Source organism: Agrobacterium rubi TR3 = NBRC 13261 (genome assembly GCF_000739935.1).
In the GTDB taxonomy this organism is placed as follows: domain Bacteria; phylum Pseudomonadota; class Alphaproteobacteria; order Rhizobiales; family Rhizobiaceae; genus Agrobacterium; species Agrobacterium rubi.
The window spans coordinates 246,749-272,940 of record NZ_BBJU01000007.1; the positions used below are offsets into that span (position 1 = coordinate 246,749).

General features: G+C 55.9%; 22 protein-coding genes. 11 read left to right on the plus strand and 11 right to left on the minus strand.

What is annotated here, in order from left to right:
* Nucleotide 1 precedes the first annotated feature (1 nt).
* From RRU01S_RS05705 to RRU01S_RS05715, 3 genes are all read right to left on the minus strand, one after another.
* Nucleotides 2–1,255 carry an NAD(P)/FAD-dependent oxidoreductase gene (locus tag RRU01S_RS05705; protein WP_045229631.1) on the minus strand — a complete coding sequence of 418 codons (1,254 nt, stop codon included), beginning with the start codon at nucleotides 1,253–1,255 and terminating at the stop codon, nucleotides 2–4.
* 85 nt (nucleotides 1,256–1,340) lie between these two features.
* Entirely contained in the window at nucleotides 1,341–2,909 is a 1,569-nt protein-coding gene (locus RRU01S_RS05710) for a glycosyltransferase family 39 protein (protein WP_081880001.1), read from the minus strand.
* A gap of 138 nt (nucleotides 2,910–3,047) precedes the next feature.
* A complete protein-coding gene (locus RRU01S_RS05715) occupies nucleotides 3,048–5,339 on the minus strand; it encodes an NADP-dependent malic enzyme (protein WP_045229269.1) in 2,292 nt (763 codons plus the stop codon).
* Nucleotides 5,340–5,664: 325 nt separating this feature from the next.
* On the opposite strand from RRU01S_RS05715, the gene RRU01S_RS05720 reads away from it, so the two are divergent.
* From RRU01S_RS05720 to RRU01S_RS05730, 3 genes are all read left to right on the plus strand, one after another.
* Complete coding sequence (locus RRU01S_RS05720) at nucleotides 5,665–7,095, plus strand: mannose-1-phosphate guanylyltransferase/mannose-6-phosphate isomerase (RefSeq protein ID WP_045229633.1); 1,431 nt, start codon at nucleotides 5,665–5,667, stop codon at nucleotides 7,093–7,095.
* Between the two features lie 200 nt (nucleotides 7,096–7,295).
* On the plus strand, nucleotides 7,296–7,823 hold the full coding sequence (locus RRU01S_RS05725) for a DUF992 domain-containing protein (RefSeq protein ID WP_045229270.1): 528 nt from the start codon (nucleotides 7,296–7,298) through the stop codon (nucleotides 7,821–7,823).
* A gap of 100 nt (nucleotides 7,824–7,923) precedes the next feature.
* The gene (locus RRU01S_RS05730; protein ID WP_081880018.1) at nucleotides 7,924–8,307 is read left to right on the plus strand and encodes a c-type cytochrome; all 384 of its coding nucleotides are present in this window, start codon (nucleotides 7,924–7,926) and stop codon (nucleotides 8,305–8,307) included.
* Nucleotides 8,308–8,311: 4 nt separating this feature from the next.
* Here RRU01S_RS05730 and recX read toward each other — a convergent pair whose 3' ends face one another.
* From recX to RRU01S_RS05750, 4 genes are all read right to left on the minus strand, one after another.
* Nucleotides 8,312–8,863: a recombination regulator RecX gene (gene recX / locus RRU01S_RS05735; protein ID WP_045229634.1), complete on the minus strand. Its 552-nt coding sequence runs from the start codon at nucleotides 8,861–8,863 to the stop codon at nucleotides 8,312–8,314.
* A 49-nt stretch (nucleotides 8,864–8,912) separates the two neighbouring features.
* Nucleotides 8,913–10,157, minus strand: coding sequence for an adenylate/guanylate cyclase domain-containing protein (locus RRU01S_RS05740; RefSeq protein ID WP_045229272.1), 1,245 nt, complete (start codon nucleotides 10,155–10,157; stop codon nucleotides 8,913–8,915).
* Between the two features lie 214 nt (nucleotides 10,158–10,371).
* Nucleotides 10,372–10,602 carry a helix-turn-helix domain-containing protein gene (locus RRU01S_RS05745; RefSeq protein ID WP_045229273.1) on the minus strand — a complete coding sequence of 77 codons (231 nt, stop codon included), beginning with the start codon at nucleotides 10,600–10,602 and terminating at the stop codon, nucleotides 10,372–10,374.
* Between the two features lie 294 nt (nucleotides 10,603–10,896).
* Nucleotides 10,897–11,820, minus strand: coding sequence for a helix-turn-helix domain-containing protein (locus RRU01S_RS05750; RefSeq protein ID WP_173999647.1), 924 nt, complete (start codon nucleotides 11,818–11,820; stop codon nucleotides 10,897–10,899).
* A gap of 57 nt (nucleotides 11,821–11,877) precedes the next feature.
* Here RRU01S_RS05750 and RRU01S_RS05755 point away from each other — a divergent pair, with 57 nt between their 5' ends.
* The 5 genes from RRU01S_RS05755 (at nucleotide 11,878) to RRU01S_RS05775 (ending at nucleotide 18,067) form a co-directional block, all read left to right on the plus strand.
* Complete coding sequence (locus tag RRU01S_RS05755; protein ID WP_045229274.1) at nucleotides 11,878–13,152, plus strand: ABC transporter substrate-binding protein; 1,275 nt, start codon at nucleotides 11,878–11,880, stop codon at nucleotides 13,150–13,152.
* Nucleotides 13,153–13,234: 82 nt separating this feature from the next.
* On the plus strand, nucleotides 13,235–14,095 hold the full coding sequence (locus RRU01S_RS05760) for a carbohydrate ABC transporter permease (RefSeq protein ID WP_045229275.1): 861 nt from the start codon (nucleotides 13,235–13,237) through the stop codon (nucleotides 14,093–14,095).
* A complete protein-coding gene (locus RRU01S_RS05765) occupies nucleotides 14,092–14,928 on the plus strand; it encodes a carbohydrate ABC transporter permease (RefSeq protein ID WP_045229276.1) in 837 nt (278 codons plus the stop codon). The genes RRU01S_RS05760 and RRU01S_RS05765 overlap by 4 nt, the downstream gene beginning before the upstream one ends.
* A 15-nt stretch (nucleotides 14,929–14,943) precedes the next feature.
* On the plus strand, nucleotides 14,944–16,029 hold the full coding sequence (locus RRU01S_RS05770; RefSeq protein WP_045229277.1) for an ABC transporter ATP-binding protein: 1,086 nt from the start codon (nucleotides 14,944–14,946) through the stop codon (nucleotides 16,027–16,029).
* Nucleotides 16,030–16,063: 34 nt separating this feature from the next.
* Nucleotides 16,064–18,067 carry an aldo/keto reductase gene (locus RRU01S_RS05775; protein WP_045229636.1) on the plus strand — a complete coding sequence of 668 codons (2,004 nt, stop codon included), beginning with the start codon at nucleotides 16,064–16,066 and terminating at the stop codon, nucleotides 18,065–18,067.
* Between the two features lie 62 nt (nucleotides 18,068–18,129).
* Here RRU01S_RS05775 and RRU01S_RS05780 read toward each other — a convergent pair whose 3' ends face one another.
* Complete coding sequence (locus RRU01S_RS05780; RefSeq protein WP_045229278.1) at nucleotides 18,130–19,320, minus strand: AGE family epimerase/isomerase; 1,191 nt, start codon at nucleotides 19,318–19,320, stop codon at nucleotides 18,130–18,132.
* A 299-nt stretch (nucleotides 19,321–19,619) separates the two neighbouring features.
* Here RRU01S_RS05780 and RRU01S_RS05785 point away from each other — a divergent pair, with 299 nt between their 5' ends.
* Nucleotides 19,620–20,063 (plus strand): RrF2 family transcriptional regulator, encoded by a 444-nt coding sequence (locus RRU01S_RS05785; protein ID WP_045229279.1) that lies wholly within the window; start codon nucleotides 19,620–19,622, stop codon nucleotides 20,061–20,063.
* Nucleotides 20,064–20,072: 9 nt separating this feature from the next.
* On the opposite strand, the gene RRU01S_RS05790 is transcribed toward RRU01S_RS05785, so the two are convergent.
* Together RRU01S_RS05790 and RRU01S_RS05795 are read right to left on the minus strand one after the other, a co-directional pair.
* Nucleotides 20,073–20,612 (minus strand): flavin reductase family protein, encoded by a 540-nt coding sequence (locus tag RRU01S_RS05790; RefSeq protein WP_045229637.1) that lies wholly within the window; start codon nucleotides 20,610–20,612, stop codon nucleotides 20,073–20,075.
* 226 nt (nucleotides 20,613–20,838) lie between these two features.
* The gene (locus RRU01S_RS05795; protein ID WP_045229280.1) at nucleotides 20,839–22,176 is read right to left on the minus strand and encodes a dicarboxylate/amino acid:cation symporter; all 1,338 of its coding nucleotides are present in this window, start codon (nucleotides 22,174–22,176) and stop codon (nucleotides 20,839–20,841) included.
* Nucleotides 22,177–22,430: 254 nt separating this feature from the next.
* On the opposite strand from RRU01S_RS05795, the gene RRU01S_RS05800 reads away from it, so the two are divergent.
* Both RRU01S_RS05800 and RRU01S_RS05805 read left to right on the plus strand, forming a co-directional pair.
* Complete coding sequence (locus tag RRU01S_RS05800; protein WP_234791185.1) at nucleotides 22,431–24,251, plus strand: sensor histidine kinase; 1,821 nt, start codon at nucleotides 22,431–22,433, stop codon at nucleotides 24,249–24,251.
* A gap of 1 nt (nucleotide 24,252) precedes the next feature.
* Complete coding sequence (locus tag RRU01S_RS05805) at nucleotides 24,253–25,614, plus strand: sigma-54-dependent transcriptional regulator (protein ID WP_045229282.1); 1,362 nt, start codon at nucleotides 24,253–24,255, stop codon at nucleotides 25,612–25,614.
* Nucleotides 25,615–25,645: 31 nt separating this feature from the next.
* On the opposite strand, the gene RRU01S_RS05810 is transcribed toward RRU01S_RS05805, so the two are convergent.
* Nucleotides 25,646–26,125: a BA14K family protein gene (locus tag RRU01S_RS05810; RefSeq protein ID WP_045229283.1), complete on the minus strand. Its 480-nt coding sequence runs from the start codon at nucleotides 26,123–26,125 to the stop codon at nucleotides 25,646–25,648.
* Nucleotides 26,126–26,192: the final 67 nt, after the last annotated feature.

Sequence of the window (26,192 nt, forward strand, 5' to 3'; positions counted from 1 at the left end):
ATCAAGAAAAGCGACTGGCTCGGAACGGGTCGATCGAGACGGATGTATCCGTGCCCATCACAAGCTCCGTCACGAGCTTTGCCGTGGCAGCTGACTGCGTCAGGCCCAAGTGTCCGTGGCCGAAGGCGTAGATGACGGATCGGCTGGCGCGGGAAGGCCCGATGACCGGCAGGCAATCCGGCATGGATGGTCTGAAGCCCATCCACTGTTTGCCGCCTTCAGTGTCCAAGCCGGGCAGAAAGCGGCTCGCCTTTTTCAGCAGGGCTTCGGAGCGGCGAAAATTGGGAGGTAGATGCAAGCCACCAAGCTCGACTGCGCCACCGACACGGATACCGGATGATAACGGCGTGACGACGAAGGCATGGTCGTTGAAGTAAAGCTGTCGGGTCAAATCGAATGCACCGACCGGTAGCGTCGTATTATAACCGCGCTCGGTCTCCAGCGGGACGATGTTTCCGAGTGATGCCGCCAGTGTTTTGGACCACGCGCCGCATGCGACAATCACCTTGTCAGCTTCGATGGTCTGACCGCTGGTCAGAGAGACAATTGTGCACTCGCCGACGGTCGCGATGCCGCTCGCCTCACCCTTGCGCATTGTTGCACCCCGGGAGATGACGAGATCAGCGATGGCTTTGGTAAACTCATAGGGATCTCTAACCTGCATCCCATCGGGGCTATACATTGCGTGCTTGAAGTGTGGTGCCAGCCCGGGCTGTAATTGCTCGATCTCGTCGCGTCCGACTCGCGAGAACGTAAAGCCGGACTCTGCTTTTTCCTCCCAGTCTCTACCTGCCGCATCAAAACTGGCCCGGCTGTCGTAAAGATCAAGCGTTCCCGTATTGGAAACGTGGTGAGACAATTCCGGCATTGCCGCGACGGCCTGCATTTCGCTCGCTGCGAGCTTCATCATGCTTTTTTGCACATTGAGACCATGCTGGTAGGCGCGTGGGGAACTGGCTTTCCAGAACCGCCACAGCCATGGGGCAATCTGCAGCGCATAGGCGGGAGGGATACTGAGCGGCCCAAGTGGATCGACCAGCCACTTCGGTGTTTTTTTCATGACGCCAGGCGCAGGGATGGGAATGATTTCAGAAAAGGCAAGAATACCGGCATTGCCTGCGCTTGCGCCCGAGGCAACGTCTTCCCGCTCCAACAGCGTGACACGTCTGCCGGAATTCTGGAGATAGAGAGCCGACATCACACCGATAATGCCGGCGCCAATGACCAACACGTCGCATTTTTCTGAAGTATCCATCGCAACCATCCCATCGCTAATGTGACACAGGTAGCACGGCTAAATGCAAACTGTCGACAGCAATGGGCACGCTCTGTTGGTGGAGCTACTGTTTGACGATATTGGACGGTTTCACGACTGCGTAATTGAACTGAAGGGTCTTGTTTTTGACTGGAAAGTACAATGGCACAATCAGTTTGGACACGGTAACGCCCTCGATCTTGGCATGCAATTGATCCCCCAGCCACCTGGTCAAGGGCTCAACGCCTCCATCAATGCCTGTCCAGACCAGGAGAACGGGATGCTCCTCCGAGAGCGAGAAGACGGGATCGTAGTCGTCGTAGATCGTCGTTCCCACGGGTATGGTCTTGAACACAAACCGCAAGTTTCCGCCGCTGGGCCAGTCAGGTGTGACGATGAGAGACGGGGAAATTCTCTCCTCTTCAACGATGTGGCGACGAAAGGCCTGCCAATCATAGTTGGAATTGGACGTTCTGCCCATAAACGCTGTGACGGGTTGTGAGAGCAGCAATGCGACAGGGACGAGTGTCATCAGGATGAATGCCAGGGGGATAAACTTCCCCAAGACGCGTCCTATATCGGAAGCCCGTCGCTCAAGAATGAGTGTCGCCAAAATTGGAAACGGTAGGAGCAACGGTAGCAGCCATCGGTCACGCAGTTCCGTCATCGTCGTCGCGAGAATGACGAGCGTCATTGAAATGGCGACTGCCGCGAAATAGTGGAGGAAGAAACGCAGCCAGACATTGTCTGCGGTTGTAGGTTGCTTCTTTTCCTGCCGGGCGGATAGCCAAAGCAACAAAGTCGGCAGAGCAACGATAATGGCAGAGCCTGAAAAGAAACGGCCAAGCCCGCGCGCCACCTGCAAGAAACGGTTTTCCGGTGCATCCTCCGCCATCCGCTTCAACGTCACCTCAGAGGCGAAGGTCAGATTATCGATCAGCCAGAAGAGGTGCGGTATGACAACCAAAACGCTGATGGCCAGTGTCAGCAGGAAATGTCTATCGAATATCCTTTCGCGCCCTTTGGGATGAAACCATACCGCGACCAGAAGGGCAGGAAGAATAAGGGCGAAATTGTATTTCGATAACATGCCGAGGCCAGCGGCCAAGCCGACCAGAATATAGCCCATCGTGGTCGGTCGTTGTATAAGCCTGATGGTACAATAGATGAGCGACACGAAGGTGAGCATCAGCATGGCTGTATGCGTGAGGTCGCGCTGCGCCTGCCAGAACACCTGCGGTATCACGAACAGCGACATGGCTGCCACGACGACAAGCCGTTTGTTCTCGAGAACCAGTTCTGCCGTTTTGGTGTAAACGGCAAAGGTCAGAAACAAAATGAAGTTCTTGGCAAAGGCCAGAGTGGCCATCGAGGTGCCGAAGATTGTGAAAACAGCGTGCTGGTACCAATTGTACAAAGGCGGCTGAGCATCGTAACCGAGCGCGAGCCATTGCGCGAAAAGCACCTGCTGCGCTTCATCGATCCGCAGGGCAGGGGGGAGCAACTGGCGCACGATGGTCTGCACTAGAAAGTAGGCGCCAAACAGCACGATGACCGCATTCGGATTTTCCGTCAGGCACAACAATACTTTGTGTCGAAGCCCTGCTTTCCTCTCACCGTGCGCCGTTTCTGCCGAGTGTCCTGTGATAGCCATTCCCTGTCCGTCTTAGTTCCAAGCAGCAGAATCTGTCCCAGCTTGTTCGATGGCAGCGAACAAACCGGACTATGTGGCCGAACCATGGCACGCAGTGCAATGCTGCCACAAATCACTGGGGATGTGTGGCAGTCCCTATCAGAAGCCGCCGGAATTATAGGCGGCGATCGCAGCCATATTGACGATATCGCTGTCTTTCGCACCCATCGACGTAATCTGAACGGATTTATCAAGTCCTACGAGAAGCGGGCCGATGACGGTTGCGCCTCCCAGTTCCTGCAACATCTTCGTCGATATGGATGCGGAGTGAATGGCCGGCATGATCAGGACATTGGCTGCACCCGACAGACGCGTGAACGGATATTGGCTTTGCATCTTGTGATGGTTCAGCGCAACGTCTGCCGCCATCTCGCCATCCACCTCGAAATTCACGTTGCGCTTGTCCAGAATGCGCACGGCTTCCCGGACCTTGTCGGACCGTTCCCCCACTGGATGACCAAAGGTGGAGTAGGCAAGCATGGCAACACGCGGCTCATAGCCGAAACGACGAGCCAATCCTGCAGCTTCCTCGGCGATATCGGCAAGATCCTCGGCCGAAGGCATGTCATGAACCGCAGTATCTGCAACAAAAACGGTTCGATTGCGTGAAACGACCAGCGACACGCCGATGACACGGTGTCCCGGCTTGGTGCTGATGCAACGGCGCACATCTTCCAGAGCCGTCGAATAGTTGCGGGTCGTACCTGTGACCATGGCATCGGCGTCGCCAAGCGCCACCATGCAAGCGGCAAAATGGTTTCGGTCATTATGCACAAGACGCTGAACGTCGCGTAACAGGAAACCTTGCCGCTGCAGGCGTGCATAGAGATAATCGATGTAGGTATCGACGCGCTCTGACAGGCGTGCATTGGTGATTTTGATGTTCGGTCGCTCCAGATCGATCCCGGCACGTTCTGCGTTGGCACGGATGATATCGTCGCGGCCGAGCAGAATGGCGGTGCCAAGGCCCTGTGCGGTATAGGAAATAGCCGCCCGCATGACCTGTTCCTCCTCGGCTTCTGCAAACACGACCCGTCTTGGAGAACGACGGACGCGCTCGTAAAGACGCTGCGTGGTCGATGCCATAGGGTCGCGGCGGGCCGAGAGCTCGCGCGCATAGTCTTCCAGATCGGTCAATTCGCGGCGTGCGACACCCGTTTCCATTGCCGCTTTGGCAACGGCAACTGGAATTGCCGAGATCAAACGTGGATCGAATGGAACGGGGATGATGTATTGCGGACCGAACCGTGGACGTACGCCCTGGTAGGCGGCTGCAACATCATCCGGGACGTCTTCGCGGGCGAGATCGGCCAGCGCCTTGGCGGCGGCAATTTTCATGGCATCGTTGATCTGGCTGGCACGCACATCCAGCGCGCCGCGGAAGAGGTAAGGGAAACCAAGGACGTTGTTGACCTGGTTGGGGTAGTCGGAGCGTCCTGTCGCCATGATGGCGTCATCCCGGATGCGGGCGACCTCCTCCGGTGTGATTTCCGGATCCGGGTTCGCCATGGCAAAGATGATCGGTTTGGGTGCCATGGAGCGGATCATGTCTTCGGTAAATGCACCCTTCTGCGACAGGCCGAAAACGACGTCCGCGCCGTTCATGGCTTCTGCCAGCGTTCGGTTGTCGGTTTTTGCGGCATGAGCGGATTTCCACTGGTTCATGCCCTCGCTTCGGCCCTGATAGATAACGCCTTTCGTGTCGCATAGGATGATGTTTGCCGGATTGAAACCCATGGCCTTGATCAGGTCCATGCAGGCGATGGCGGCGGCACCCGCTCCATTGCAAACAAGCTTGGTGGTATTGAAATCACGGCCCGTCAGCGCAATCGCGTTTATGAGACCGGCTGCAGCGATGATGGCTGTACCGTGCTGATCGTCATGGAAAACGGGGATATCCATGAGCTCACGCAGGCGGCTTTCAATGATGAAACATTCCGGCGCCTTGATGTCTTCCAGATTGATGCCGCCAAAGGAGGGGCCGAGATAGCGCACGCAATTGATGAATTCATCCGCGTCTTCCGTATCGACTTCAAGATCGATGGAATCGACGTCGGCGAAGCGTTTGAACAAAACCGACTTGCCTTCCATCACCGGTTTGGATGCCAATGCGCCGAGATTGCCAAGGCCTAGAATGGCCGTGCCGTTGGAAATGACTGCAACCATGTTGCCGCGCGTCGTATAGTCGTAGGCGGTATCGGGGTTCTCGGCGATGGCCTTGACAGGAACTGCCACGCCGGGTGAGTAGGCCAGCGACAAATCCCGCTGGGTCGCCATCGGCTTGGTTGGCGTTATCTCCAATTTGCCCGGTCGTCCCTGCGAATGGAAGTCCAACGCTTCCTGATCCGTGACAGACATCTTGTCGGTTTTGGAATTCGTCTTGTCGGACATGCCCCCACCTTTTCTTGTTGGTTATCAAATGGTGGTCGTTGTTATTGTATTTTTCATGACGCTGCCAAGCGCTCAGTGTCTTTCGCCATGATAAATCCGACAAAACATGGATATTGCGAACGCTTCAATCGATTAGCCGTCCTGTTCTAAGAGGAACCGCAGCACAGTGTCGTCGTTGTTGAAGCGTCTCGGCGACGCGCAATCCGCCTGCCCGATGCAGGAAAAGGTTGTGGCGGCGTGGGCGGCTCAAGCTTGGCATTCATGGCCACACGTGTTTTGTTGCCCGCCGTAAGACGTATATGAGTTGGAATTGAAAGGTAAGAACGTGAGCGCACACACTCGAAAGATTATCCCGGTACTTCTGGCAGGCGGGGCGGGATCGAGACTATGGCCTGTATCACGCGATCAATTGCCGAAGCAGTTTCAGCCGCTTGTCGGCAGCCTATCGACCTACCAGCAGACGCTGAAGCGTGTGAGCGATGAAGCGCTCTACGACGAGCCGCTCGTCATCACCAATGAAGATTTCCGGTTCTTCGCACGGCGCCAAGCCGAAGAGGTGGATATGACGGCAACGGTCGTGCTCGAACCGGCGCGTCGCGACAGTGCCGCAGCCATGGCCGCAGCTGCCGTGCTGGCCGAGCGCCGTGAGCCAGGGTCGCTGGTTCTAGCACTTGCGGCCGATCACGTGGTGCTGGACAATGACAAGTTTTCGGACGCCGTTCGGCTGGGTGCCGAAGCTGCGGAACAGGGCAACATCGTGGTGTTTGGCCTCACGCCAACGGAACCGCGAACGTCTTACGGCTATATCAATCCTGGCGAGCCTATCAACGGCAACGAAGACCTGTGTATAGTCGAAGCCTTCGTTGAGAAACCGGACGAAGAGACAGCCATCTCCTATGTTGAGAAAGGCTACCTCTGGAACTCCGGTAATTTCCTTTTCCGTTCGGATGTCATGATTGCGGAGCTTTCAGCCCACGCTCCGGAAATCCTTGCAGCCGTGACACGGTCGGTCGACGAGCAGGAAGCTGACCTTGGCTTCGTGCGGCTTCACAAGGAAAGCTTCGAGGCTTCGCCGAAAAACTCCATCGACTACGCTGTCATCGAAAACACCAAACGCATGGCGGTTGTTCGCGGTCATTTCCGCTGGTCGGATATTGGCAGCTGGGACGCGATCTGGGAGATTGCCGATAAACAGGGCGATAACAACGCTGTCGAAGGGCAGGGGATATTCATCGATTCCGAAGGGTGCCTTATCCACTCCAACAGTATCTTGACGACCGTGGTTGGCGCAAAGGATCTCGTCGTCGTGGCGACGAAGGACGCGGTTCTCGTGACGCCAAAGGATCGGGTCCAGAGTGTCAAGGGTCTCGTCGAAGCTCTAAAAGAGAGCGATCATGCGCAGAAAACAGAAGTCCACAGACGAGCCTACCGGCCTTGGGGGCATATAGAGCAGACCGACTTCGGTCCTCGCTACCGGGTCAGCCATCTAAAGGTTGAGCCTGGTCACCGCATCTCGCTCCAGCAGCACTATCACCGGTCCGAACACTGGATCATCGTGCGCGGCACGGCCACCGTCACCATCGATGATCAAACGCGCCTGTTGACGGAAAACGAGTCTGTCTACATTCCTCTTGGCAAGCCGCATAGGTTGGCGAATGAGGGACAGATTCCCCTCGAGCTCATCGAGATACAGACGGGGTCATACTTCGGAGAAGACGACATCAAACGTCTGGAAGATGATTATCGACGCGATTGAGACGAGCCCGCGAAAATGAGGTGCCCTAACTGCGCCTCATTGGGCCTCTAGCTGCCAAACGATCTTAACCTGCCGATTGTTTTGCCGACGTCCTCGGCAATTGGATCGATTTTCCGGAACAAACGTTAATGGTGCGCCATTCATAATCCGAAAAGGGCAAAGGGCTGCCGCGGGTCAAGAATTAAACAGGAGAAAAAAACATGAAAAAGGCTTTAGCCGTCACTTTCGCCGCAATCACACTGGGTCTTGGTGGTACTGCAAGCGCAATCGCTGCAGACCTTGCAACCTATCAGGAACCTCAGGAACAGGACGACCGTAATGGCGTCAAAATCGGCTATCTGACATGCGAAGTCGGCGGTGGCGTCGGTTACGTTGTTGGTTCCGCCAAGGAGCTCGAGTGCACCTTCCAGTCGACAATGGGTGCCCGCCGCACTGACCACTACAGCGGTGCCATCCGCAAGCTTGGTGTAGACCTGGGCTTCACGACACAGGGCCGTCTGGTTTGGGCGGTATTTGCTCCGACCGCCGGTTACCACAAGGGTTCGCTCGGTGGCCTTTACCAGGGTGCGACAGCTGAAGCCACAGTTGGTGTCGGTATCGGCGCAAACGTTCTCGTGGGCGGCACATCCGGCTCCATTCAGCTTCAGACTGTAAGCGTGACTGGCCAGGTTGGTCTGAACCTCGCTGCAACCGGTACATCCGTCACGTTGAACCCAATCAACGGCTGATAACCCGGTCAATCTGACGCATTATAAGAAGCGCCCTTCTGTCGTATGGACGGGAAGGGCGTTTTTGCATTTGGGTCAAGGCAGGTTTGTGGAGATGACGATGAGACTGACAATTTTGGTGCTCTCCTGCGTGCTCCTTCCCGCTTCAACGACATGGGCAGAAGGAGATGCGGCGCGTGGTGAGCGTTCATTCAGCAAATGCTCCGCTTGTCACAACATCGAGTCACCACGCACCCGTCTCGGCCCGCATCTCATGGGCGTCGTCGGTCGGTCAGCCGGCTCTGTGCCCGATTACAAATATTCGCAGGCCATGGCAGATGCCGGCGCACAGGGCATGATCTGGTCGGACGATAAATTGCGGGAATTTTTATATAGTCCGAAGAAGACTGTGCCGGGCACGTCCATGCGCTTCTTTGGCTTGTGGAGTGAAAGCGAGATCGACGATCTGATTGCTTACTTAAAGACGGTTCAAGCTCCGCAATAATGTATCACAGCGGACTGTCTGCCAGGATTTCCTCTGCTTCGTCCAGCGACATTCGATAAACCCGTCCCGCTATTTCAAAGCTATAGCCGTTGCGGGCAAAGGCGGATATCTCTTTCTGCATTCGCTTTTCATCTGCTTCATCCCGTCTGAACGGGCCAAACCGGCGTTTGCGTGCCATGATAACCGCCGAGTAAAGATCGTCCGTCTCATCAAGCGCTTTTTCGACGATCTCTTTGCTGACACCTTTGATGCTCAACCTCTGCGCGATGGCGCGACGAGACCGGCCGCTGCGGATCGCCGACCGTGTCGCGCTTTCGGCATAGGCAACATCGTCCAACGCTCTGAGGTCATAGCCAAATTTTACGGCGGCATGGCCAAGCGCATCGATTTGCTCAGGCGTTATGTCTTCGAATTTCTGCTTGGCCTTGCGCTTGATAGCATCGAACAATTGCCGCTCTGTCAGCATCTGGCGCTGAAGCCGGTAGATGGTCGAGTTGCGCACCCAGGTTAGCATTCTGGCGGTGGGAGCAACCGGTGCTTCCGTTTCATCAGTCAACGACATCAGTCCCTGTCGCAATTACAGCACTTTATTCTCGGTAGCGTCTCTAGGATAAAATCGAGCGGTTGTCAGCTGTTGGCAAGGCATAGACATGAATGGGATTTTCCAGACCTCGCAGTGTGTGTGCGCCGATACTCTCGAACCGTTGAATATCTCCCGCCATCTCGACAAATGTCTGAGACATCAGCACGGTTCGTTTTATGTGTTTGGTCAGGCTTTCCAGTCGCGACGCAATGTTGACGGCCGGGCCGATGACGGTGAAATCCAGCCGACTTTTCGAGCCGATATTGCCATACATCACATCGCCCACATGCACGCCGATGCCGTAACCCAGGGGTTCATGACCACGCTTGATGTTGGCTTCGTTCAACGCTTGCAGATGAATCTGCGCTTCTTCGATCGCAGCAATAAGGTTCTTGCAGGCGTCGGGGTCGCTCAGCGGGAAGATTGCTAACAGACCATCGCCCATGAATTTCAAAATTTCCCCACCGAATTTTTCGATAGGATCGGACATCGCGTCGAAATAGGAATTCAACAGTTCGATCACGTCGTCGCGCGGCCAGAGGTCAGAAATGTGGGTGAAGTCGCGCAGGTCACAAATCAGGATCGCCGCACCAACCGTCGTCCCGCTGCCCCGCCGCGTCGCACCGTCCAGAATGGCCTGGCTCGCATGCGGACCGACATAGGTTTCCAGCAATGTTCGCGCGATGCGGTTTTTCAGACGAATTTCAGACACCAGCGATATCGCAGGAATAAGGCTTCGCAGCAGGTCAATCTCCGCATCGGTAAATCCGCCCGGCTGATCGCTGGAGAATGTTATGACATGGCGCTTGTCGAACGTATGCTTCAACGGCCAGGCGCAATATTCTGTCAGGCCCTCGGCGCGCAGATCTGCGTAGATGGCAAACTCCGGGGTCGCCGGTGGAACATCCAGCCTGTGACGCAATTCGTCTGCGCCCGAATGTATCTCGTAGATGGGGCTGTTGCGGTATTCTTGGGTGTTTTCCGTTCCGTAGGCATAGGTCGTAAACTCGGCCTCGGTTCGACCTTTGAGCCACAGAATCCGCGCACCACGCCACTGCGGATGCTCGACCATGAAATTCAACGACGCTCTCGCGACCGAAACGCCTGTCTTATTCAGCCGCTGGCAAAGCTCGACAAAAATGTTGTCGATGAAGCGTTGTTCATGCGTCTCCAGCACCAACCAATTTAGTATTTCGGATTTCGGAGACGGCCAGAGTTGGTCCGATGCGCGGTACGGCGACAGGTCAGCGTCATATGCGTCTGTCATGAGTTTCCCACAGGTCAGGTCATGAATATTAAAATGCGCGCGTCACCGAAACATAGGACCGGATGATGCGCCCTGAATGTGGGATTTGATAAAGCGATTTTTAAGGGGGAACTGGAAACGTAGCAAACATACAATTTTCCTCGCCCGTCCCGCCGATGAAAGCTCGGTAGCGGCAGGCGAGGAAAGGCCCTCTATGTCAGAGGGTGGAGCATCGTCAGACGATGCTGGAAAGCGGAATCTGCAGAGCCGCCGCCACCCGCTGGATATGCGAGGGGTTGTTGTCCGAACCGTCTTCGAGCGCGACGATTTCCTGCACGGTTAGCCCGCACGTGATAGCCAACTGTTCAACCGTATAACCGGCGCTGTTTCTGGTTGCCGCAATTTTTTCGGCAAATGGTGCGTCTGTCTGATCGCTGGAATGAGGATGAGTAACAGATATTGTCATTATAATCTCCCTTGGAATGGACATTGAATAGACCCGGGGTCCATTGGAGTTACCGGCACTGAATGCGATAGCGCTGCATAAGGAGAGGCTATGCTGCAGCGCAGCACGGAAAATAGCCATCTTTCTGATGGGAGCAACAGTTAAATTTTGGTAAGGATTAAACCAAGCGGTTTAAAAAGAGGCGCGTCGACGTTAGTAAGTCGATTTTTTTCTTAAAAATCAATGACTAAAGTCTTCGAAGAATTTCTCCAGAAAGCCTTTGATCCTGATCTGTATATTGCTCGTACATGGTCGCTAATGAGGCAGATTGAACCGCATGTCGCGGCGAAAGTCCGAAGGTGACATTCCGGCAACCTGTCTGAACGCCTTGTTGAAGGCACTGACGGAGCCGAATCCGCTTTCCAGCGCGACATGGAGAATGTTGTCGTTATCATTGATGAGCATCGCCTGCGCGCGCGAAAGCCGTAGCAATGTCAGATATTTGATCAGAGTCATGCCCGTCGATTTTCGAAACAGGTTCATCGCATATTTGGGATGAAGACTGGCTGAACGGGCAATGTCCGTCGCATCGATGTCCTCCAGGAAATTGGCCGCAATAAAATCGCACATGCGCACGACGCTGATGGAGTGAGAACTCTCTCCGTCGCCGACTTTGCCGTCTTGGGAAGCGGGCGATATGACCGTGTACGGTTCCAGAAACATCCGCTCTACCCGCAGCAGCAACTCTTCCACCGCGTTTTCGGCTTTCTGCGGATCGCCGGAATTCGCGTAGCGAAACCAGCGGGAGAAATTCTCGTCGTCAGACGTGTCGGTCACCGACGTCAGCATGGTTGCGCCTCCCATCAACTTGGCAGATACAGCAACAGGAAGCCGCATGCGGAAAAAGTGGACGAGGGGCAAATGTGCGCCCGCATAAAAGGAATCCTTAGAGGATTCGTCCATCTGGTGCGCTTGCCCTCCCCAAAACAGGCATATCTGGCCGGCACTCAGACGCACGGAGTGATCACCCATCCGGTAGTGTACGCTGCCGGATATGACGTAGTTGACTTCGATCTGTGCGTGCCAGTGCGGCATCAGCATCATCTGAGGATGGGCGCGAAAAAATTGAAGCATGGTCGGTGCGCCTTCGATGCTGCTGGCGCCAGGGTGATAGACCGCTGTTTCCTCCACCTTACTTTTCGCCAAATCGGTGTTCCCTTTCAACGAGACAGTTTCCATCCACTCGCTAATCTGCCCGTGTCGTTGGAGGACGGCAATTGAAAAGGGAGGTTTTCAATGGACTTTAAAATTCTCGGCGCGTCCGTATCGCTCGCGTTGCTTGCCGCTGCACCCGCTGCGGCACAATCCACCACCATTACAGTCTGGAGCTGGAACGTTGCGGCGTCCGCGCTGAAATCCACTCTAGAAGGCTTCAACAAGAAGTATCCTGATATCAAGGTGGATGTTCAGGACCTTGGCAACAGCCAGGTTTACGATAAATCGATTGCAGCCTGTGCCGCTGGCGGCGAGGGCTTGCCGGACATCGTAACGGTCGAAAACTATGAAGCGGAAGTGTTCTGGAGCCGCTTCCCGGACTGCTTCACGGATGCCACGCAACTCGGCTATACCCCCGAAAAGCAGGCGCTATTCCCCGACTTCAAACGAACGGAACTGGAAGTGGATGGCGTTGCCTATGCCGTGCCATGGGATTCCGGCCCGGTTGCCATGTTCTACCGTCGTGATTTTTATGAAAAAGCAGGCGTCGATCCCGCGACAATCAAGACGTGGGATGATTTCATTGCCTCGGGCAAGAAGGTAATGGCAGCCAATCCCGGCACCGTCATGACGCAGGCCGATTTCAACGGCGATAGCGAATGGTTCCGCATGATCGCCAACGAGCAGGGATGCGGTTACTTTTCGACCGATGGTCAAAACATCACCATCAACCAGCCTGCCTGCGTGGCTACGCTCGACAAGCTCAAGCAGATGAAGGACGCCGGTATCATTACCGCTGCAATCTGGGATGAGAAAATCCAATCCAACACATCGGGCAAGGTTGCGACGCAGATGTATGGTGGCTGGTTTGAAGGAACGGTCCGGTCCGGATCGCCTGATCTGGCCGGGAAATGGGGCGTCTACACGATGCCTAGCCTCACCGCAGACGGCCCGCATGCTGCCAATCTAGGCGGTTCGTCGCTGGCCATCAGCTCTGCTTCCCAGAACAAGGAAGCAGCTTGGAAATTCGTCGATTACGCCCTGCTGACCAATGAGGGGCAAATCACCATGCTGAAATCTTTCGGCCTGGTACCCTCGCTGCTATCGGCCGACAACGACCCCTTCGTGAAAGAACCGCAACCTTATTGGGGTGGACAGGCCGTGTGGTCTGACATTCTTGCCACCTTGCCGAAGATCGTGCCGAGCCGAGGAACGGCTTTCCAGTCCGATGCTGAAGGTATCTTCCGCGCGACCCAAACCAAATATCTTGCCGGTGGTTTTCCCGATGCCAAGTCGGCTCTTGATGATGCCGCCAAGCAGATCGAGGCCGCAAGCGGACTTCCTATTGCACAATAGCCTCCCAGGCTGATCGTCGCCGGGCGCTTTTTGTCAAAAGCGTCCGGCTCCACGCACCATCTGGCTTTGTGAGGTTGTCGATATGCCGCTGCGCAACAGGGTTGCTTACGCCTTTCTGGCGCCTTATCTCCTGATTTTCGCCACCTTCTGGCTGTGGCCGATCATCAGTTCGTTTTTGCTGTCGTTTCAAAATACCCGCATCAATCCTTGGCGGTTTGCCCCGTCGATGAACTGGGGAAGGCTGTTTGGCGATCCAGCTTTCTACAATGCGCTCCAGAACACCGTTGTTATCCTCATCGTGCAGGTGCCAGTAATGATTGCGCTGGCTACCGTTATGGCCGTGTTGCTGAACTCACCGCTTCTGAAAGCACGACCGCTGTTTCGCTTCGCGTTCTTTGCCCCGGTCGTTGTGGGAGAGGTCGCCTATGCGGCGGTGTTCCGCCTGATGTTCAGCGCCGATTTCGGCATCATCAACAAATTCATCACATCGATTGGGCTGCCACCCGTTTCGTGGTTCGACAATGGCACGGCTGCGATGGCGGTCATCATCATTGCCGTCACCTGGCGCTGGGCCGGTTACAATGCGATCATCATTCTGGCAGGACTTCAGTCCATTCCGGGTGACGTCTATGAAGCGGCGACGCTGGATCACGTCAGCAAACGGCAGCAATTTCTCCACATCACCTTGCCGTTGCTAAAACCCATCATCATGTTTTGCGTCGTCTTGTCGGTTATCGGCACGATGCAGCTGTTTACCGAACCGTTCCTCATTACCAACAGAGGCGGCCCTGGTGGCGCGACCGAGACGCTGGGTATTTTCCTGTATCGTCAGGGCTTTACCGCATTGAACTTCGGTTATGCCTCGGCCATCGCCTACACCATTGCGTCTCTTGCCGTCGTCATCTCGCTGTTTCAACTCTGGGTCGGGAGGGACGCGAAATGAGGTCCAAGTCGAAATCCCTACTGTGGCAAAAAATCGGCCTGCACGCCATCTTGGCCCCGCTCGCCGTCATCTGGCTGTTTCCGATCTGGATGATGTTCGTTTTCTCGACCATGCCGGATAACGGCATCTTCAGCCCAAACATAGAGCTGCTGCCATCTACGCATTTTCTGGAAAACTTTCAGAACCTTCAGGCAGACACCGACTTCATACGTGCCATGTCCATCTCGATCGGCGTTGCGGTGATTTATACCGTGCTGTCGGTCATGCTGACATCCATGGCGGGCTGGGCATTAGCACGTTATCGTTTTGCCGGGCGATCGGTCGTCGTGGCCATCATCCTGGGGACGATCACTCTGCCCTATGCCGTCGTTGTCATTCCCCAGTTCATCATGGTGGCACGAGAGTTCAAGCTGGCCAATACATGGGTCGCGCTTATCGTGCCGCCATTGTTCAACTCGCTCGGCGTTCTCTTTATGCGGCAGTCTTTCTCTATGATGCCAACTGAGCTGTTCGACGCTGCGCGTGTGGAAGGCGTCAAGGAATGGCAAATCTTCCTGCGCATTGCCTTGCCCCTGGCGCGACCGACCATGGCGGCCTTGTCGATCATTCTCTTCCTTGCGTCGTGGAACAACTATCTCTGGCCGCTGCTGATCAATTCAAAGCCGGGCATGATGACGGCGCCTGTTGCACTCGGCTCGCTGATCGGTCTCACCAAAGTGTCGTGGGGCGGCATCATGGCCGGAGCAGTTCTGCTGACAGGCCCGGTTCTCGTCATCTTCGTGCTGTTGCAGCGCCATTTCATTGCCGGCATTTCTGCTGGCGCCGTCAAGTAATCCCGGAGGAACCGCATGGCGGAACTGTCACTCAAAAACGTCGTCAAACGCTACGCCGCGTTGGAAGTCATCCACGGGGCAAATCTGGAGATTGCCGACGGCGAGTTCGTCGTCTTCGTCGGGCCATCCGGCTGCGGAAAATCGACCCTGCTTCGGATGATTGCAGGGTTGGAGGATATCTCCGATGGTGAAATCAGCATCGGCGGCAAGGTGGTCAACGATGCCGAGCCGACCGACCGCGGTATCGCGATGGTCTTCCAGTCCTATGCGCTCTATCCGCACATGACGGTGGAGCAGAACCTGTCCTTCGGTCTGCGCATGAACGGTAACCCGAAGATCGATACCGATCAGCGCGTCAAACATGCAGCCGATATTCTTCAGATCAACGAGTTGATGGAGCGCCGACCGAAACAATTGTCAGGCGGGCAGCGTCAACGCGTCGCCATCGGACGTGCGATCGTGCGCCAACCGCGCGTGTTTCTGTTCGACGAGCCGCTGTCGAACCTCGATGCGGAGCTGCGTGTCCAGATGCGTGTGGAAATCTCGCGGCTTCACAAGCAGCTTGGCACGACGATGATCTACGTTACGCATGACCAGACGGAAGCCATGACGCTGGCAGACAAGATCGTGGTGCTGAGGGCGGGGCACATCGAACAAGTGGGTGCGCCGCTCGATCTCTACGATGACCCGGCCAATCGCTTTGTTGCCGGTTTCGTGGGCTCGCCCAAGATGAATTTTCTGCCCGCCAAGGTCGTTGGACAAGCAGAAGCCGGTGTAAACGTAACACTGACGCACGATCCGGATGTCCGCGTCACCCTGCCTTTAACAACGCCTGTAGCGGAGGGGAGCGACGTCGTCCTCGGTATCCGGCCCGAACACTTCGGTTTGGCTGGTACAGGTGACGCTGATCTGAATGTTGATATCGATGTGGCAGAGCACCTTGGCAATACCAGCTACGTCTATGCGCGTATGGCCGGCAATACCCCGCTTGTTATCGAACAGCCGGAATCACGACATTCCATCAACCAAATGCGCCTGACCGTCGCGATTTCGGCGCGCAAGGCTTTCCTTTTTGACAGCGCAGGCCAGCGTCTGCGCTGAAACACTTTTCAAGACAAACGAACGAGGATTTGACATGACTGACGTTCAACCGATCCGTTGGGGTATTATCGGCCCCGGAACAATCGCCCGCACATTTGCTGATGGTGTTGCACACTCCAAGACGGGCAAGCTTGTGGCTATCGCCAGCCGCAATCCAGACAAGCCAGGGCTTGGCGATGGCTTTCCGGGGGCACGGATCGTGCATGGCTACGAGGCTCTGCTGGCCGACCCTGAGATCGAAGCCGTCTATATCGCCACGCCCCACACAGGCCATGCGGAATGGGCCATCAAGGCCATTCGCGCTGGCAAGCACGTACTGGTGGAAAAGCCGATTGCTTTGTCTGCCTACGATGCGGATGCGATTTTTCACGAGGCGAAGAAGGCAGGCGTTTTTGCGGGTGAGGCCTATATGTATCGCCTGCACCCGCAGACGGCGAAAATCATCGAGCTCGTCAAAAGCGGCACGATTGGCGACGTCCGTATTATCCGCACGAGCTTCGGCTTCAACATGGGTGGCTTCAAGCCGGAGCACCGGTTGTTTGCCAATGATGCAGCCGGTGGCGGCATTCTCGATGTTGGCGGCTATCCCGTCTCCATGGCGCGTTTGATTGCAGGTGCCGTTACGGATCAGCCAACGCTTGAGCCCGAGAAAGTCTCAGGCGTTGCTCATCTCGGCCAATCCGGTGTCGATGAATGGGCCTCTGCCGTACTGAAATTCCCCAATGGGATCGTCGCTGAGGTGTCCTGCTCGATCATGGCGCAACAGGACAATGTGCTGCGCATCATCGGCTCGGAAGGCCGCATCGAGGTCGAAGACTTCTGGTATGCATCGGGCCACAAGGGCGGTGTCGGCAAGATCGATGTCGTGAAAGGTAAGGACCTGCAGACAATCGAAGTGCGGGAAGACGGCTGGCTCTATGCCTTCGAGGTTGATGCAGCCGGTAAAGCCATTCGTGGCGGACAACAGCAATTCGACTATCCGGGCATGAGTTGGGCAGATTCGCTCGGCAATCTCAGGGTCATGGATCAGTGGCGGGCGTCCGTTGGCCTGGAATATGGTATCGAAACCTCCGCCAAACGTGTTTCGAATATCGCTGGCGGCAAGGTCGTCGCAGGCAGTGCCGTTCCGAAGCGTACGATTCCGGGTCTTTCAAAGCAGGCCTCTGTCGTTGCGCTGGGCTTCGAATTCTTCCCGAATTTCGCATCTGCGTCGCTGACGCTGGATAGTTTCTATGAGGCAGGCGGCAATCTTTTCGATACGGCCTATGTCTATGGCGGCGGCAAGACGGAAAGTATTTTCGGGGACTGGCATACCAGCCGAAACGTGCCGCGTGAGGACATCGTGCTGATCGGTAAGGGTGCGCATTCGCCATTATGTTACCCGGATATGATCGCCAAGCAGCTCGATCAATCGCTGCAACGTCTGAAAACAGATTACATCGATGTCTATTTCATGCACCGAGACAATACGGGCGTGCCTGTTGGCGAATTCGTGGATGCCATGGACGCTGAGGTCAAACGTGGTCGTATCAGAGGCATCTTCGGCGGTTCCAACTGGACGCGCGAGCGCATGGATGAGGCCGCAGCCTACGCGCAGAAAAACGGAAAAGCGGCACCTGCTGCTTTATCGAACAATTTCTCGCTGGCCGAGATGCTTGATCCCATCTGGGCAGGTTGCGTCGCGGCGTCGGATGACGCGTGGAAGGCGTGGCAGCAAGAACGACAGATTCCAAACTTCGCCTGGTCAAGCCAGGGACGTGGTTTCTTTACGGAGAGAGCGGGACGCGACAAACGTGACGACGAGGAAATCGTGCGCGTCTGGTATTCCGATCGCAACTTCGAGCGTCGTGACCGCGCCATTCAACTTGCCAATGAGCTCGGTCGCCATCCGATCCACATCGCCTTGGCCTATGTCATCGCCCAGCCGTTTCCCGTCATCCCGCTTATCGGGCCACGCACGATTGCAGAACTCGAGGACAGCTTGTCTGCGCTCGATATAAAACTGACGCCCGAACAGGTGCGGTGGTTGAAGACTTAAATTCTGTGCCACGTTCCGTCGTCATCCTCGGGAAGCCGGGGATGACGACATCAAGGCAAATTCTATTGCTGCAAGACCTGCGTCAGCATGTCTTCCGCTTCATAGATCGCGCAGACGATGTGATAAAACGTACTTGCCGGCGCGGGCTCATCGATCATCGGTGCGTCAGCGGGCCATTTGTCGAACCATAGGCCGGGAACAGGCGTGTCGAGAAATGGCTGCAAGGCTCCGATAGCCCGTAGCGCAGAGCCCAGATATCGATACCGCTCTTCGCCATGGCTGACCGAAGCCAGCCGCACCGCTGCCTTCAGCCACTCCGTTTGCGGCCAAAGCCGCGCGAGTGGATCGTGGACCGTGAAATCATCGTAAAGGCTCATCATCGCGACTTTGCGGCGCGGGCAAATCCCATGTTTTTCGCCAATCTCGAAAAGGCGTTTGGCCTTGGTGATCGCCGCATCGTTCTGTCGCAGACTGCCCCAGCGTGTCAGAAGCCAGGCCCATTCGAACTGGTGGCCGGGCTCCATGATGCGGCCTTTTTCACCCGGCATCGGCGCCCAGTCATGGTCGAAGAACTCGCGCAGTCCACCAGATTGGGCGTCTATGAATTTTTCCATGGCCAGATTGGCGACATCATCGGCCAGTTGACGCCAAGGGCCGTCCGCATCAACAACCTCCCAGGCCAGCATTGCTTCGAAGAAATGCATGTGCGGATTGGAGCAGAGCGGCTCGACCGGAGGATTGGCTTCTTCGAAACCGGCAGTCGGGTGCGCGTAGTCGCGTTGTAGCACGCTCAGAATTTCAAGCGCGCGCTTGCGCATTTCCTCTTTGCGCTCCGGAAAGACCAGAGCGGTCTGCGCCGCGGCGAAGAGGGCGAAAGCCTGATTGTAAAAATCGAAGGTGTCATCGATCAGCTTGCCGGAGGCATCAGCGAGGTTGCCATAGAGGCCATTGTCCAGCCGGTAGACCTTGTCGAACCAGTTCAATCCTTGGCTGACAGCCTTTTGCCAGTCGCCGGTCCAGCCATTCTGTCCCGCCGCAGCATAGCAATAGGCCTGTCGCGGCTGTACGCGCGCGCGCCGGTTGTCACCCAGCATCGGTTTTGCGGTCTGATTGATGCGTTCATAGAAACCACCATCGGGTTTTCCAGCGCCGACATCCCACCACATGGGCAGTGCGTCTTCGTCCAGCCAGCGGCGTAATCGTTTGACTTCATCAGAAAGTTGGCGTGTTGGGCTCATCGGTTGATCTGTCATATTCATCCCGTTGTTTGCCTGTCTTTTAGGTTCGTTTGACCTGAACCGCAAGAATTCCAATCACCTCGCATCAGCAAAGTTCCAATGATCGCGATAAGGCATTGTTTTTGTTGAGAGGGGCGCAGGTGCCACAAAGAGCATTTCCGAGATGGATTTGCGCTGCGTTTTGCCAATGGACACATTCTTGTTTATTGGATCGGTACGGATTTCCCGCTATTCGATCGGAATAATACAATTCATTGAAAGTTCATGTGGTGCGGGATATGTGCTTTCAATCTGCTCATCTGTGAAAGACGTCGATGCTTACGAAAAAGGGAAAGTACGGACTGAAAGCCATGATTGATCTGGCCAGTCTGGCACAGGGCGAAACGGCGTTCGTGAGCGATATCGCTGCCCGAAACAACATTCCCAAGAAATTCCTGGATTCGATTTTGCTGGAGTTGCGCAACGAAGGCATGCTCCGTTCGAAGAAGGGTCCCGGCGGCGGTTATGCGCTGTCGAAATCGGCATCCGACATCTATATCGGTCAGGTCATCCGCGCGCTGGATGGTCCTTTGGCGCCCATACGCTGTGCCAGCCGCTCGGCGTTCGAAGCTTGCGAAGATTGTGAAGACCCGGACACCTGTCAGGTGCGCCGGTCCATGACCGACGTCAGAGACGCCATGGCGTCTGTACTGGACACGATGACGCTGGAGCAGTTCGCCTCTAACACCGGAGAGGAGGCGGCAGAGCGGACTGCTTAGTTCCGTTTGTCAGGAGAGTGCTCTTTGTGCAAGCGCGGCGTATTGCCCGCCATGATAGACAAGCGGTTCTCCGCTGCTTTGCTCGACCGATAGCACCCGCCCGATAATGATCGCGTGCGTGTGCCGTTCAATCACATCTTCAACCGCGCAGTCGATGGCGGCCAAAGCGCCTTTCAGAGCGTAGGCCCCGCTCTCAAGCGTAAACCAATCCGCGCCCGCATATCGCTCCGCTCCTTTCAATCCGCCGACACCAGCGAAGCGTGCGGCGACCTCTTGCTGTTCTGCTGAAAGAATATTGACGCAGAAATGGTTGAAGCGGGAGATGATCGGCCAAGTCGAAGACGACTTGTTGATGTTTACGATCATTGTGGCCGGGTCCATGGATAGGGCCGTAGCGGATGTAACCGTCGCACCGGTGCGGTTTGCGCCGGTTCCGGCGGTAATGACAGAAACGCCTCCAGCCAGACTGCGCATGGCAGCTTTCAACGCGTTGGAATCAAATACCGCTCTTTCGGCTTCGTTCTGAAGATAAGTCACCGTTGCCGTCATCGTTTCCATCTCCACAAGCGTTAATGCTTATGATGAAACGATACCAGCGAGTGGTGGTGGCAGGGAGCGAAGGCATTTTATTGTTTATCAATTTTATAGAAATCTATTTTGATCTCAGCCACATTGGGAGGCATAGATCCGACAAGTTTGATCAGTCCGATCCGAAGTAAAAGGCCCGCACCGGTTTCCCGGGCGGGCCTTTTTAAGTCGCAGCGTCTGCCAAGAATTATTCGGCTGGCTGCACCGGTGCGGATGGAACATCGCCGATGCTGGCGGTCTTTTCACCGCTCAGCATCAAGGCAAGCTGTGCTTCGTCCAGTTCGCCTTCCCAGCGCGCAACGACGATGGTCGCAACGGCATTGCCCACGAAGTTCGTCAGTGCACGGCATTCCGACATGAAGCGGTCGATACCAAGGATCAGCGCCATACCTGCAACGGGCACGGACGGAACGACAGACAGGGTGGCCGCCAGCGTGATGAAGCCTGCGCCTGTAATGCCTGCTGCGCCCTTCGAGCTCAACATCGCCACCAGAAGCAACAGGATTTGTTCACCCAGCGACAGATGGATGCCGGTAGCTTGTGCGATGAAGAGAGCCGCCAACGTCATATAGATGTTGGTGCCATCGAGGTTGAACGAATAGCCGGTTGGAATGACAAGGCCCACGACGGAGCGCTTGCAGCCTGCTTTTTCCATCTTGCTCATCAGGCCTGGTAATGCTGCTTCCGAAGAAGACGTTCCCAGAACCAGCAGAAGCTCTTCCTTGATGTAGCGGATCAACGCCAGGATCGAGAAGCCGTTGTAACGGCAAACCGCGCCCAGAATGACTAGCACGAAGAAGATCGACGTGAAGTAAAACGTACCGATCAGCATCGCGAGATTGGTAACGGATGAGATGCCGTACTTGCCGATGGTGAAGGCCATAGCACCGAAAGCGCCGATCGGGGCCGCCTTCATCAGGATCGCAACCAGTTTGAAGATCGGATACATCAAAGCATGCATGAAATCGACGACAGGTTTGCCACGGTCTCCGACAACGCCAAGCGAGATGCCAAACAGGACCGAGAAGAACAGAACCTGAAGGATGTCGCCATCTGCAAACGCACCGACGATGGTCGTCGGGATAATGTTCATCAGGAAGCCGGTGATGGTCTGTTCGTGGGCCTTTGCGGCATAGGTCGCAACGGCGCTGCCATCCAGCGAGGCAGGATCGATGTTCATGCCCGCGCCAGGCTGAACGACGTTGGCGACGATCAGGCCGACGATGAGTGCCAGTGTCGAAAAGGTGAGGAAGTAGATCATTGCCTTGCCGGCAACGCGACCAACCTTCTTCATGTCGTTCATGCCGGCGATGCCGGTTGCGACTGTCAGAAAGATAACCGGTGCGATGATCATCTTGACGAGGCGGATAAATCCGTCGCCGAGAGGTTTCATCTGCTCACCGATGCCGGGGTAGAAATGGCCTAGCGTGATGCCGGCGAGGATCGCTACGATAACCTGAAAATAAAGATGCCGATAAAATGGAAGTTTAACGTGGCTGTCAGCCACGGTGTTACTATCAATCATGTTAGTCCTCCTCGGACTGGACCCTGCCATGCGGCCTCCCGGGTCTGCCGTTCTGGTTCCACGGTCCTTGACCGTTAAAGGTCAGAGCTAGCAAGCGGCGTGCCAAGCGGAGAAGCTTTAATCTAAATTATTGATATAGATTAATATTATTCCACGCGCTTCTAGCGCTGTAGCTTTCTGTGTGGGTTTTCACTCAGTTCTTCTTGTTATCTGTGTGGAAATCCGCACAATGGTGGATGTCTGTGAGAAGAGCTATGTCCAAAGATTTCGATACATCCCGCATGCGCTGGATCGCCTTCACCGCGATGTGGATCATCATCGCCATCGGCGCTTTCGTGGCTGCCGATAAGCTTGGTCGTGTCCAGGCCATGAAAACGCTTCTGGCGACGGCAACAACCGATGCGGAGTTGAAATCCGCGCTTCTCAACGTCGCACTAGAACGTCCGCGAGTTCTTCCGCTTGTCTTGTCGCGGGACAAGGATCTCGTGGAGGCTCTGGAGGTTGGCGGTCTATCGGTGGAGCAGCTTGATCGTAAGTTGGAAGGTTTGATCGAGGGAACGCAGGCGTCCGTCATCTATGTGGTGAACAAGGATGGCGTAACGGTCGCGTCGAGCAACTGGCAAACGCAGGAAAGTTTCGTTGGCTCCAACTACGCGTTTCGCGAATATTTTCAGGGCGCGATGCGCAGCGGTGCTGCCGAGCACTACGCACTGGGCAATGTCAGCCGCAAGCCGGGGCTCTACATTTCTCGGCGCGTGGACACGGCCGATGGGCAGGCGCTGGGTGTCGTTATCGCCAAGGTCGAGTTCAATCGGCTTGAGGCCGACTGGAGCATCGGCGGGCGGCCTGTTTACATCGTTGACCCCAACGGTGTCGTCTTGATGACAAGCATCCCCGAGTGGCGGTTCAACACCGTCGCGCCGATTGATCAAAATCGCAGGCAATCCATCTCAGACAGTTTGCAGTTTGGCGATGAGAAGCTCTCGCCTTTGCCGATGAGCGTTGTTCACAAACCGGGTGAGCATGTCGCTATCGTCCAAGTCGACAATCCTGCCAAGCTCAAGGGCGAATACCTGCGGCTTGAGCTGCCGGTTCCCACGACAGCATGGTCGCTTCATTATTTACAGCCGGTTGCGGCAGCAACGAACGGGGCCATTCGCGAGACACGGGTGATTGCTGCTGCCAGCCTCATGCCATTGATTGCTTTTTCCGCCATATGGATGTGGCGCAGGCAGAAGGCTGCGCGTGAACGCGCCGCTGCTGAACACGACCGTGCCGAACTCGAACGCCGTGTTCAGGAGCGAACCATCGACCTAACCATGGCCCGCGACCGGCTTCAGGCTGAAATCGTGCGGCATGAGCAGACGGCTGAAGAACTGCAAAGCGTGCAGCATGAGCTGGTGAAAGCCAACCGCCTGTCGATCCTTGGCCAAGTGGCAGCCGGTGTCGCGCATGAAATCAATCAGCCGGTGGCTACCATCAGGGCCTTTGCCGACAATGCGCGTGTGTTTCTGAAGCGGGATCGCATGCAGGACGCCGACGATAATCTGGAGAGTATCGCGTCTCTAACAGAGCGGATCGGAGTCATCACCAGCGATCTGAAAATTTTGGCCCGTAAGGGTCGCACTGCCGCGGAACCTGTCAGCGTCCGTCTCGTGATCGAGGGGGCTGTTGTTTTGCTGCGAAGCCGCTTTGCCGGGCGCATGGATGCGCTGGATATCGAACTTCCGGATGAAGGTCTTATGGTGTTAGGAAGCCGCATCCGGCTCGAACAGATCGTCATCAACCTTCTGCAAAATGCTTTGGAGGCTGTCGAAGACGAGGCGGAGGGACAGGTCGCTGTTCGCGTCAAGGATACAGGTCATGAGGTGGTGGTGTCGATAGCTGACAATGGCCCTGGTATCTCGCACGACATACACCAGCAGCTGTTTTCGCCGTTCAACACGTCAAAGGAAGGCGGCCTAGGGCTTGGGTTGGTCATATCCCGAGACATTGCATCCGATTATGGCGGGCGTCTCGAGGTCGAAACGGGGGGAGATGGCACCTGTTTTTCTGTGTATTTGAAGCGAGCATGACATAATGACAAACGGAACGATCTATCTCGTGGACGACGACTCTCAGCTGCGCAAAGCGATGCGGCAGACGCTGGAGCTGGAAGGCATGACCGTCACGCCGTTTCCAAGAGCGGAACAGGCACTGGAAGCTCTCTCGGACACATTTGACGGCATCGTCATCTCCGATGTGCGGATGCCCGGAATGGATGGCTTGCAACTTTTCGAGCGTGTGCGGCGGATCGACCCGGATTTGCCAGTTATTCTCATTACCGGCCATGGCGATGTACCAATGGCAGTGGCTGCGCTGCAAAATGGTGCCTATGATTTCATATCGAAACCCTTTCCCGCTGAAAGAATGGTCGAAAGTGCACGTCGGGCGCTCGAGAAACGCCGACTTGTGATGGAAAACCGTGCCTTGCGGCGTAATGCAGCAGAGGTCCAGGATAATCTTCCGCTCATCGGCCAAACGCCCGCCATGGAGCGCTTGCGCAACACTTTGCGCCACATTGCCGATACGGATGTCGATGTTCTCGTGGCTGGCGAAACAGGAAGCGGCAAGGAAGTCGTTGCCACTGCTTTACACCGATGGAGCAAACGGCGGGTGAACGGCAATTTCGTTGCGCTGAATTGCGGTGCCTTGCCGGAAACGGTAATCGAAAGCGAGTTGTTTGGGCACGAGGCCGGAGCTTTCACCGGCGCGCAGAAAAAACGTATCGGCCGCATTGAGCACTCCAGCGGCGGCACGCTTTTTCTCGACGAAATCGAAAGCATGCCGCCGGCCGTGCAGGTCAGAATGCTGCGCGTGCTGGAAATGCGTCAGGTTTCGCCTGTTGGCTCGAATGAGGAGCGCGCCGTCGACATTCGCGTGGTGGCGGCAGCCAAGGTTGATCTGGGTGATCCTGCCCAACGCGGCGATTTTCGCGATGACCTTTATTATCGTTTGAATGTGGTAACGCTTTCCATACCGCCGCTTCGCGAACGACGGGCAGATATCCCTCTGTTATTCTCGCACTTCCTCAAGAAAGCATCGACCCGCTTCGGCATGCCGATCCCATCCATGACATCAGCCGTATCACGGCACCTGAACGATCACGAATGGCCGGGAAATGTGCGGGAGCTTAGCCATTTTGCAGAAAGGGTGGTGCTAGGTCTGGAGGGTGGCGCGTCTGCGAAGAATTTGCCTTCAGACGAAAATCTTGCTGCCGGCACGCTCGCGGAGAAGATGGACCGGCACGAGGCGCGCATCATCAGGGAGACATTGGAAAAGTTCGAAGGGGATGTGACGGGTACAGTCGGCGCGCTGGGCATTGCGCGCAAGACATTTTACGACAAACTGCAACGCCATCACATCAGTCGTGCGGACTTCGTCCCGAAAGGATCATAGGCCGCACGATCATTGGTTACGTTGCTATAGATCAGCCCGCAACGCAGAAATGGTTTTGGCCATCATAGCCCATGTAGGTGCCCGTGCGCGCATTGAAGCTGCCATAACGCTGCGAGCAGTAGTTGAACCAGGCTTCAGTCCAAGGTTCAATGGTGCGATATGTGGGGCGTGGCTGGTAAGCGGGGCGAGCATCGTAGACCGGCTGGGCACGGTAAACCGGGCGTGGCGCAGGGCGATAATAGCCATCATCGGGTTCGCTATAGACATAGCTCGGCTGGTAGGCAGGATAGCGGCGCACCGGTGGATCGACATACACGGGTTCTTCGGAGTAGCGCGGCTGGGCTAGGGCAGAGCCGACCGCGACACCGGCGGCAAGACCAAGCACGCCACCGACCAGAGCCGCATCGCGGTTACGGTGACGCCACTCATCGGCGTGGGCTGCATTCAACGGAACGATGGCAGTTGCAGAGACGGCAAGAGCCAGAAGTGTTTTAGCTGCGAAGGAAGCCATTTTCGTTATCCATCCAGATGGCAGGGGCTGCCAGTTGTTATTCAATGGTTAAGAATTAGTCCTCGCA

Coding starts and splice junctions, on each gene's coding strand:
- RRU01S_RS05705 (WP_045229631.1), bottom strand. CDS start 1,255: ATGGATACTTCAGAAAAATGCGACGTGTTGGTCATTGGCGCCGGCATT.
- RRU01S_RS05800 (WP_234791185.1), top strand. CDS start 22,431: ATGTCCAAAGATTTCGATACATCCCGCATGCGCTGGATCGCCTTCACC.
- RRU01S_RS05785 (WP_045229279.1), top strand. CDS start 19,620: ATGCTTACGAAAAAGGGAAAGTACGGACTGAAAGCCATGATTGATCTG.
- RRU01S_RS05790 (WP_045229637.1), bottom strand. CDS start 20,612: ATGACGGCAACGGTGACTTATCTTCAGAACGAAGCCGAAAGAGCGGTA.
- RRU01S_RS05760 (WP_045229275.1), top strand. CDS start 13,235: ATGCCGCTGCGCAACAGGGTTGCTTACGCCTTTCTGGCGCCTTATCTC.
- RRU01S_RS05765 (WP_045229276.1), top strand. CDS start 14,092: ATGAGGTCCAAGTCGAAATCCCTACTGTGGCAAAAAATCGGCCTGCAC.
- RRU01S_RS05715 (WP_045229269.1), bottom strand. CDS start 5,339: ATGTCCGACAAGACGAATTCCAAAACCGACAAGATGTCTGTCACGGAT.
- RRU01S_RS05740 (WP_045229272.1), bottom strand. CDS start 10,157: ATGACAGACGCATATGACGCTGACCTGTCGCCGTACCGCGCATCGGAC.
- RRU01S_RS05725 (WP_045229270.1), top strand. CDS start 7,296: ATGAAAAAGGCTTTAGCCGTCACTTTCGCCGCAATCACACTGGGTCTT.
- RRU01S_RS05755 (WP_045229274.1), top strand. CDS start 11,878: ATGGACTTTAAAATTCTCGGCGCGTCCGTATCGCTCGCGTTGCTTGCC.
- RRU01S_RS05810 (WP_045229283.1), bottom strand. CDS start 26,125: ATGGCTTCCTTCGCAGCTAAAACACTTCTGGCTCTTGCCGTCTCTGCA.
- RRU01S_RS05795 (WP_045229280.1), bottom strand. CDS start 22,176: ATGATTGATAGTAACACCGTGGCTGACAGCCACGTTAAACTTCCATTT.
- RRU01S_RS05710 (WP_081880001.1), bottom strand. CDS start 2,909: ATGGCTATCACAGGACACTCGGCAGAAACGGCGCACGGTGAGAGGAAA.
- RRU01S_RS05770 (WP_045229277.1), top strand. CDS start 14,944: ATGGCGGAACTGTCACTCAAAAACGTCGTCAAACGCTACGCCGCGTTG.
- RRU01S_RS05780 (WP_045229278.1), bottom strand. CDS start 19,320: ATGACAGATCAACCGATGAGCCCAACACGCCAACTTTCTGATGAAGTC.
- RRU01S_RS05750 (WP_173999647.1), bottom strand. CDS start 11,820: ATGGAAACTGTCTCGTTGAAAGGGAACACCGATTTGGCGAAAAGTAAG.
- RRU01S_RS05775 (WP_045229636.1), top strand. CDS start 16,064: ATGACTGACGTTCAACCGATCCGTTGGGGTATTATCGGCCCCGGAACA.
- RRU01S_RS05730 (WP_081880018.1), top strand. CDS start 7,924: ATGAGACTGACAATTTTGGTGCTCTCCTGCGTGCTCCTTCCCGCTTCA.
- RRU01S_RS05745 (WP_045229273.1), bottom strand. CDS start 10,602: ATGACAATATCTGTTACTCATCCTCATTCCAGCGATCAGACAGACGCA.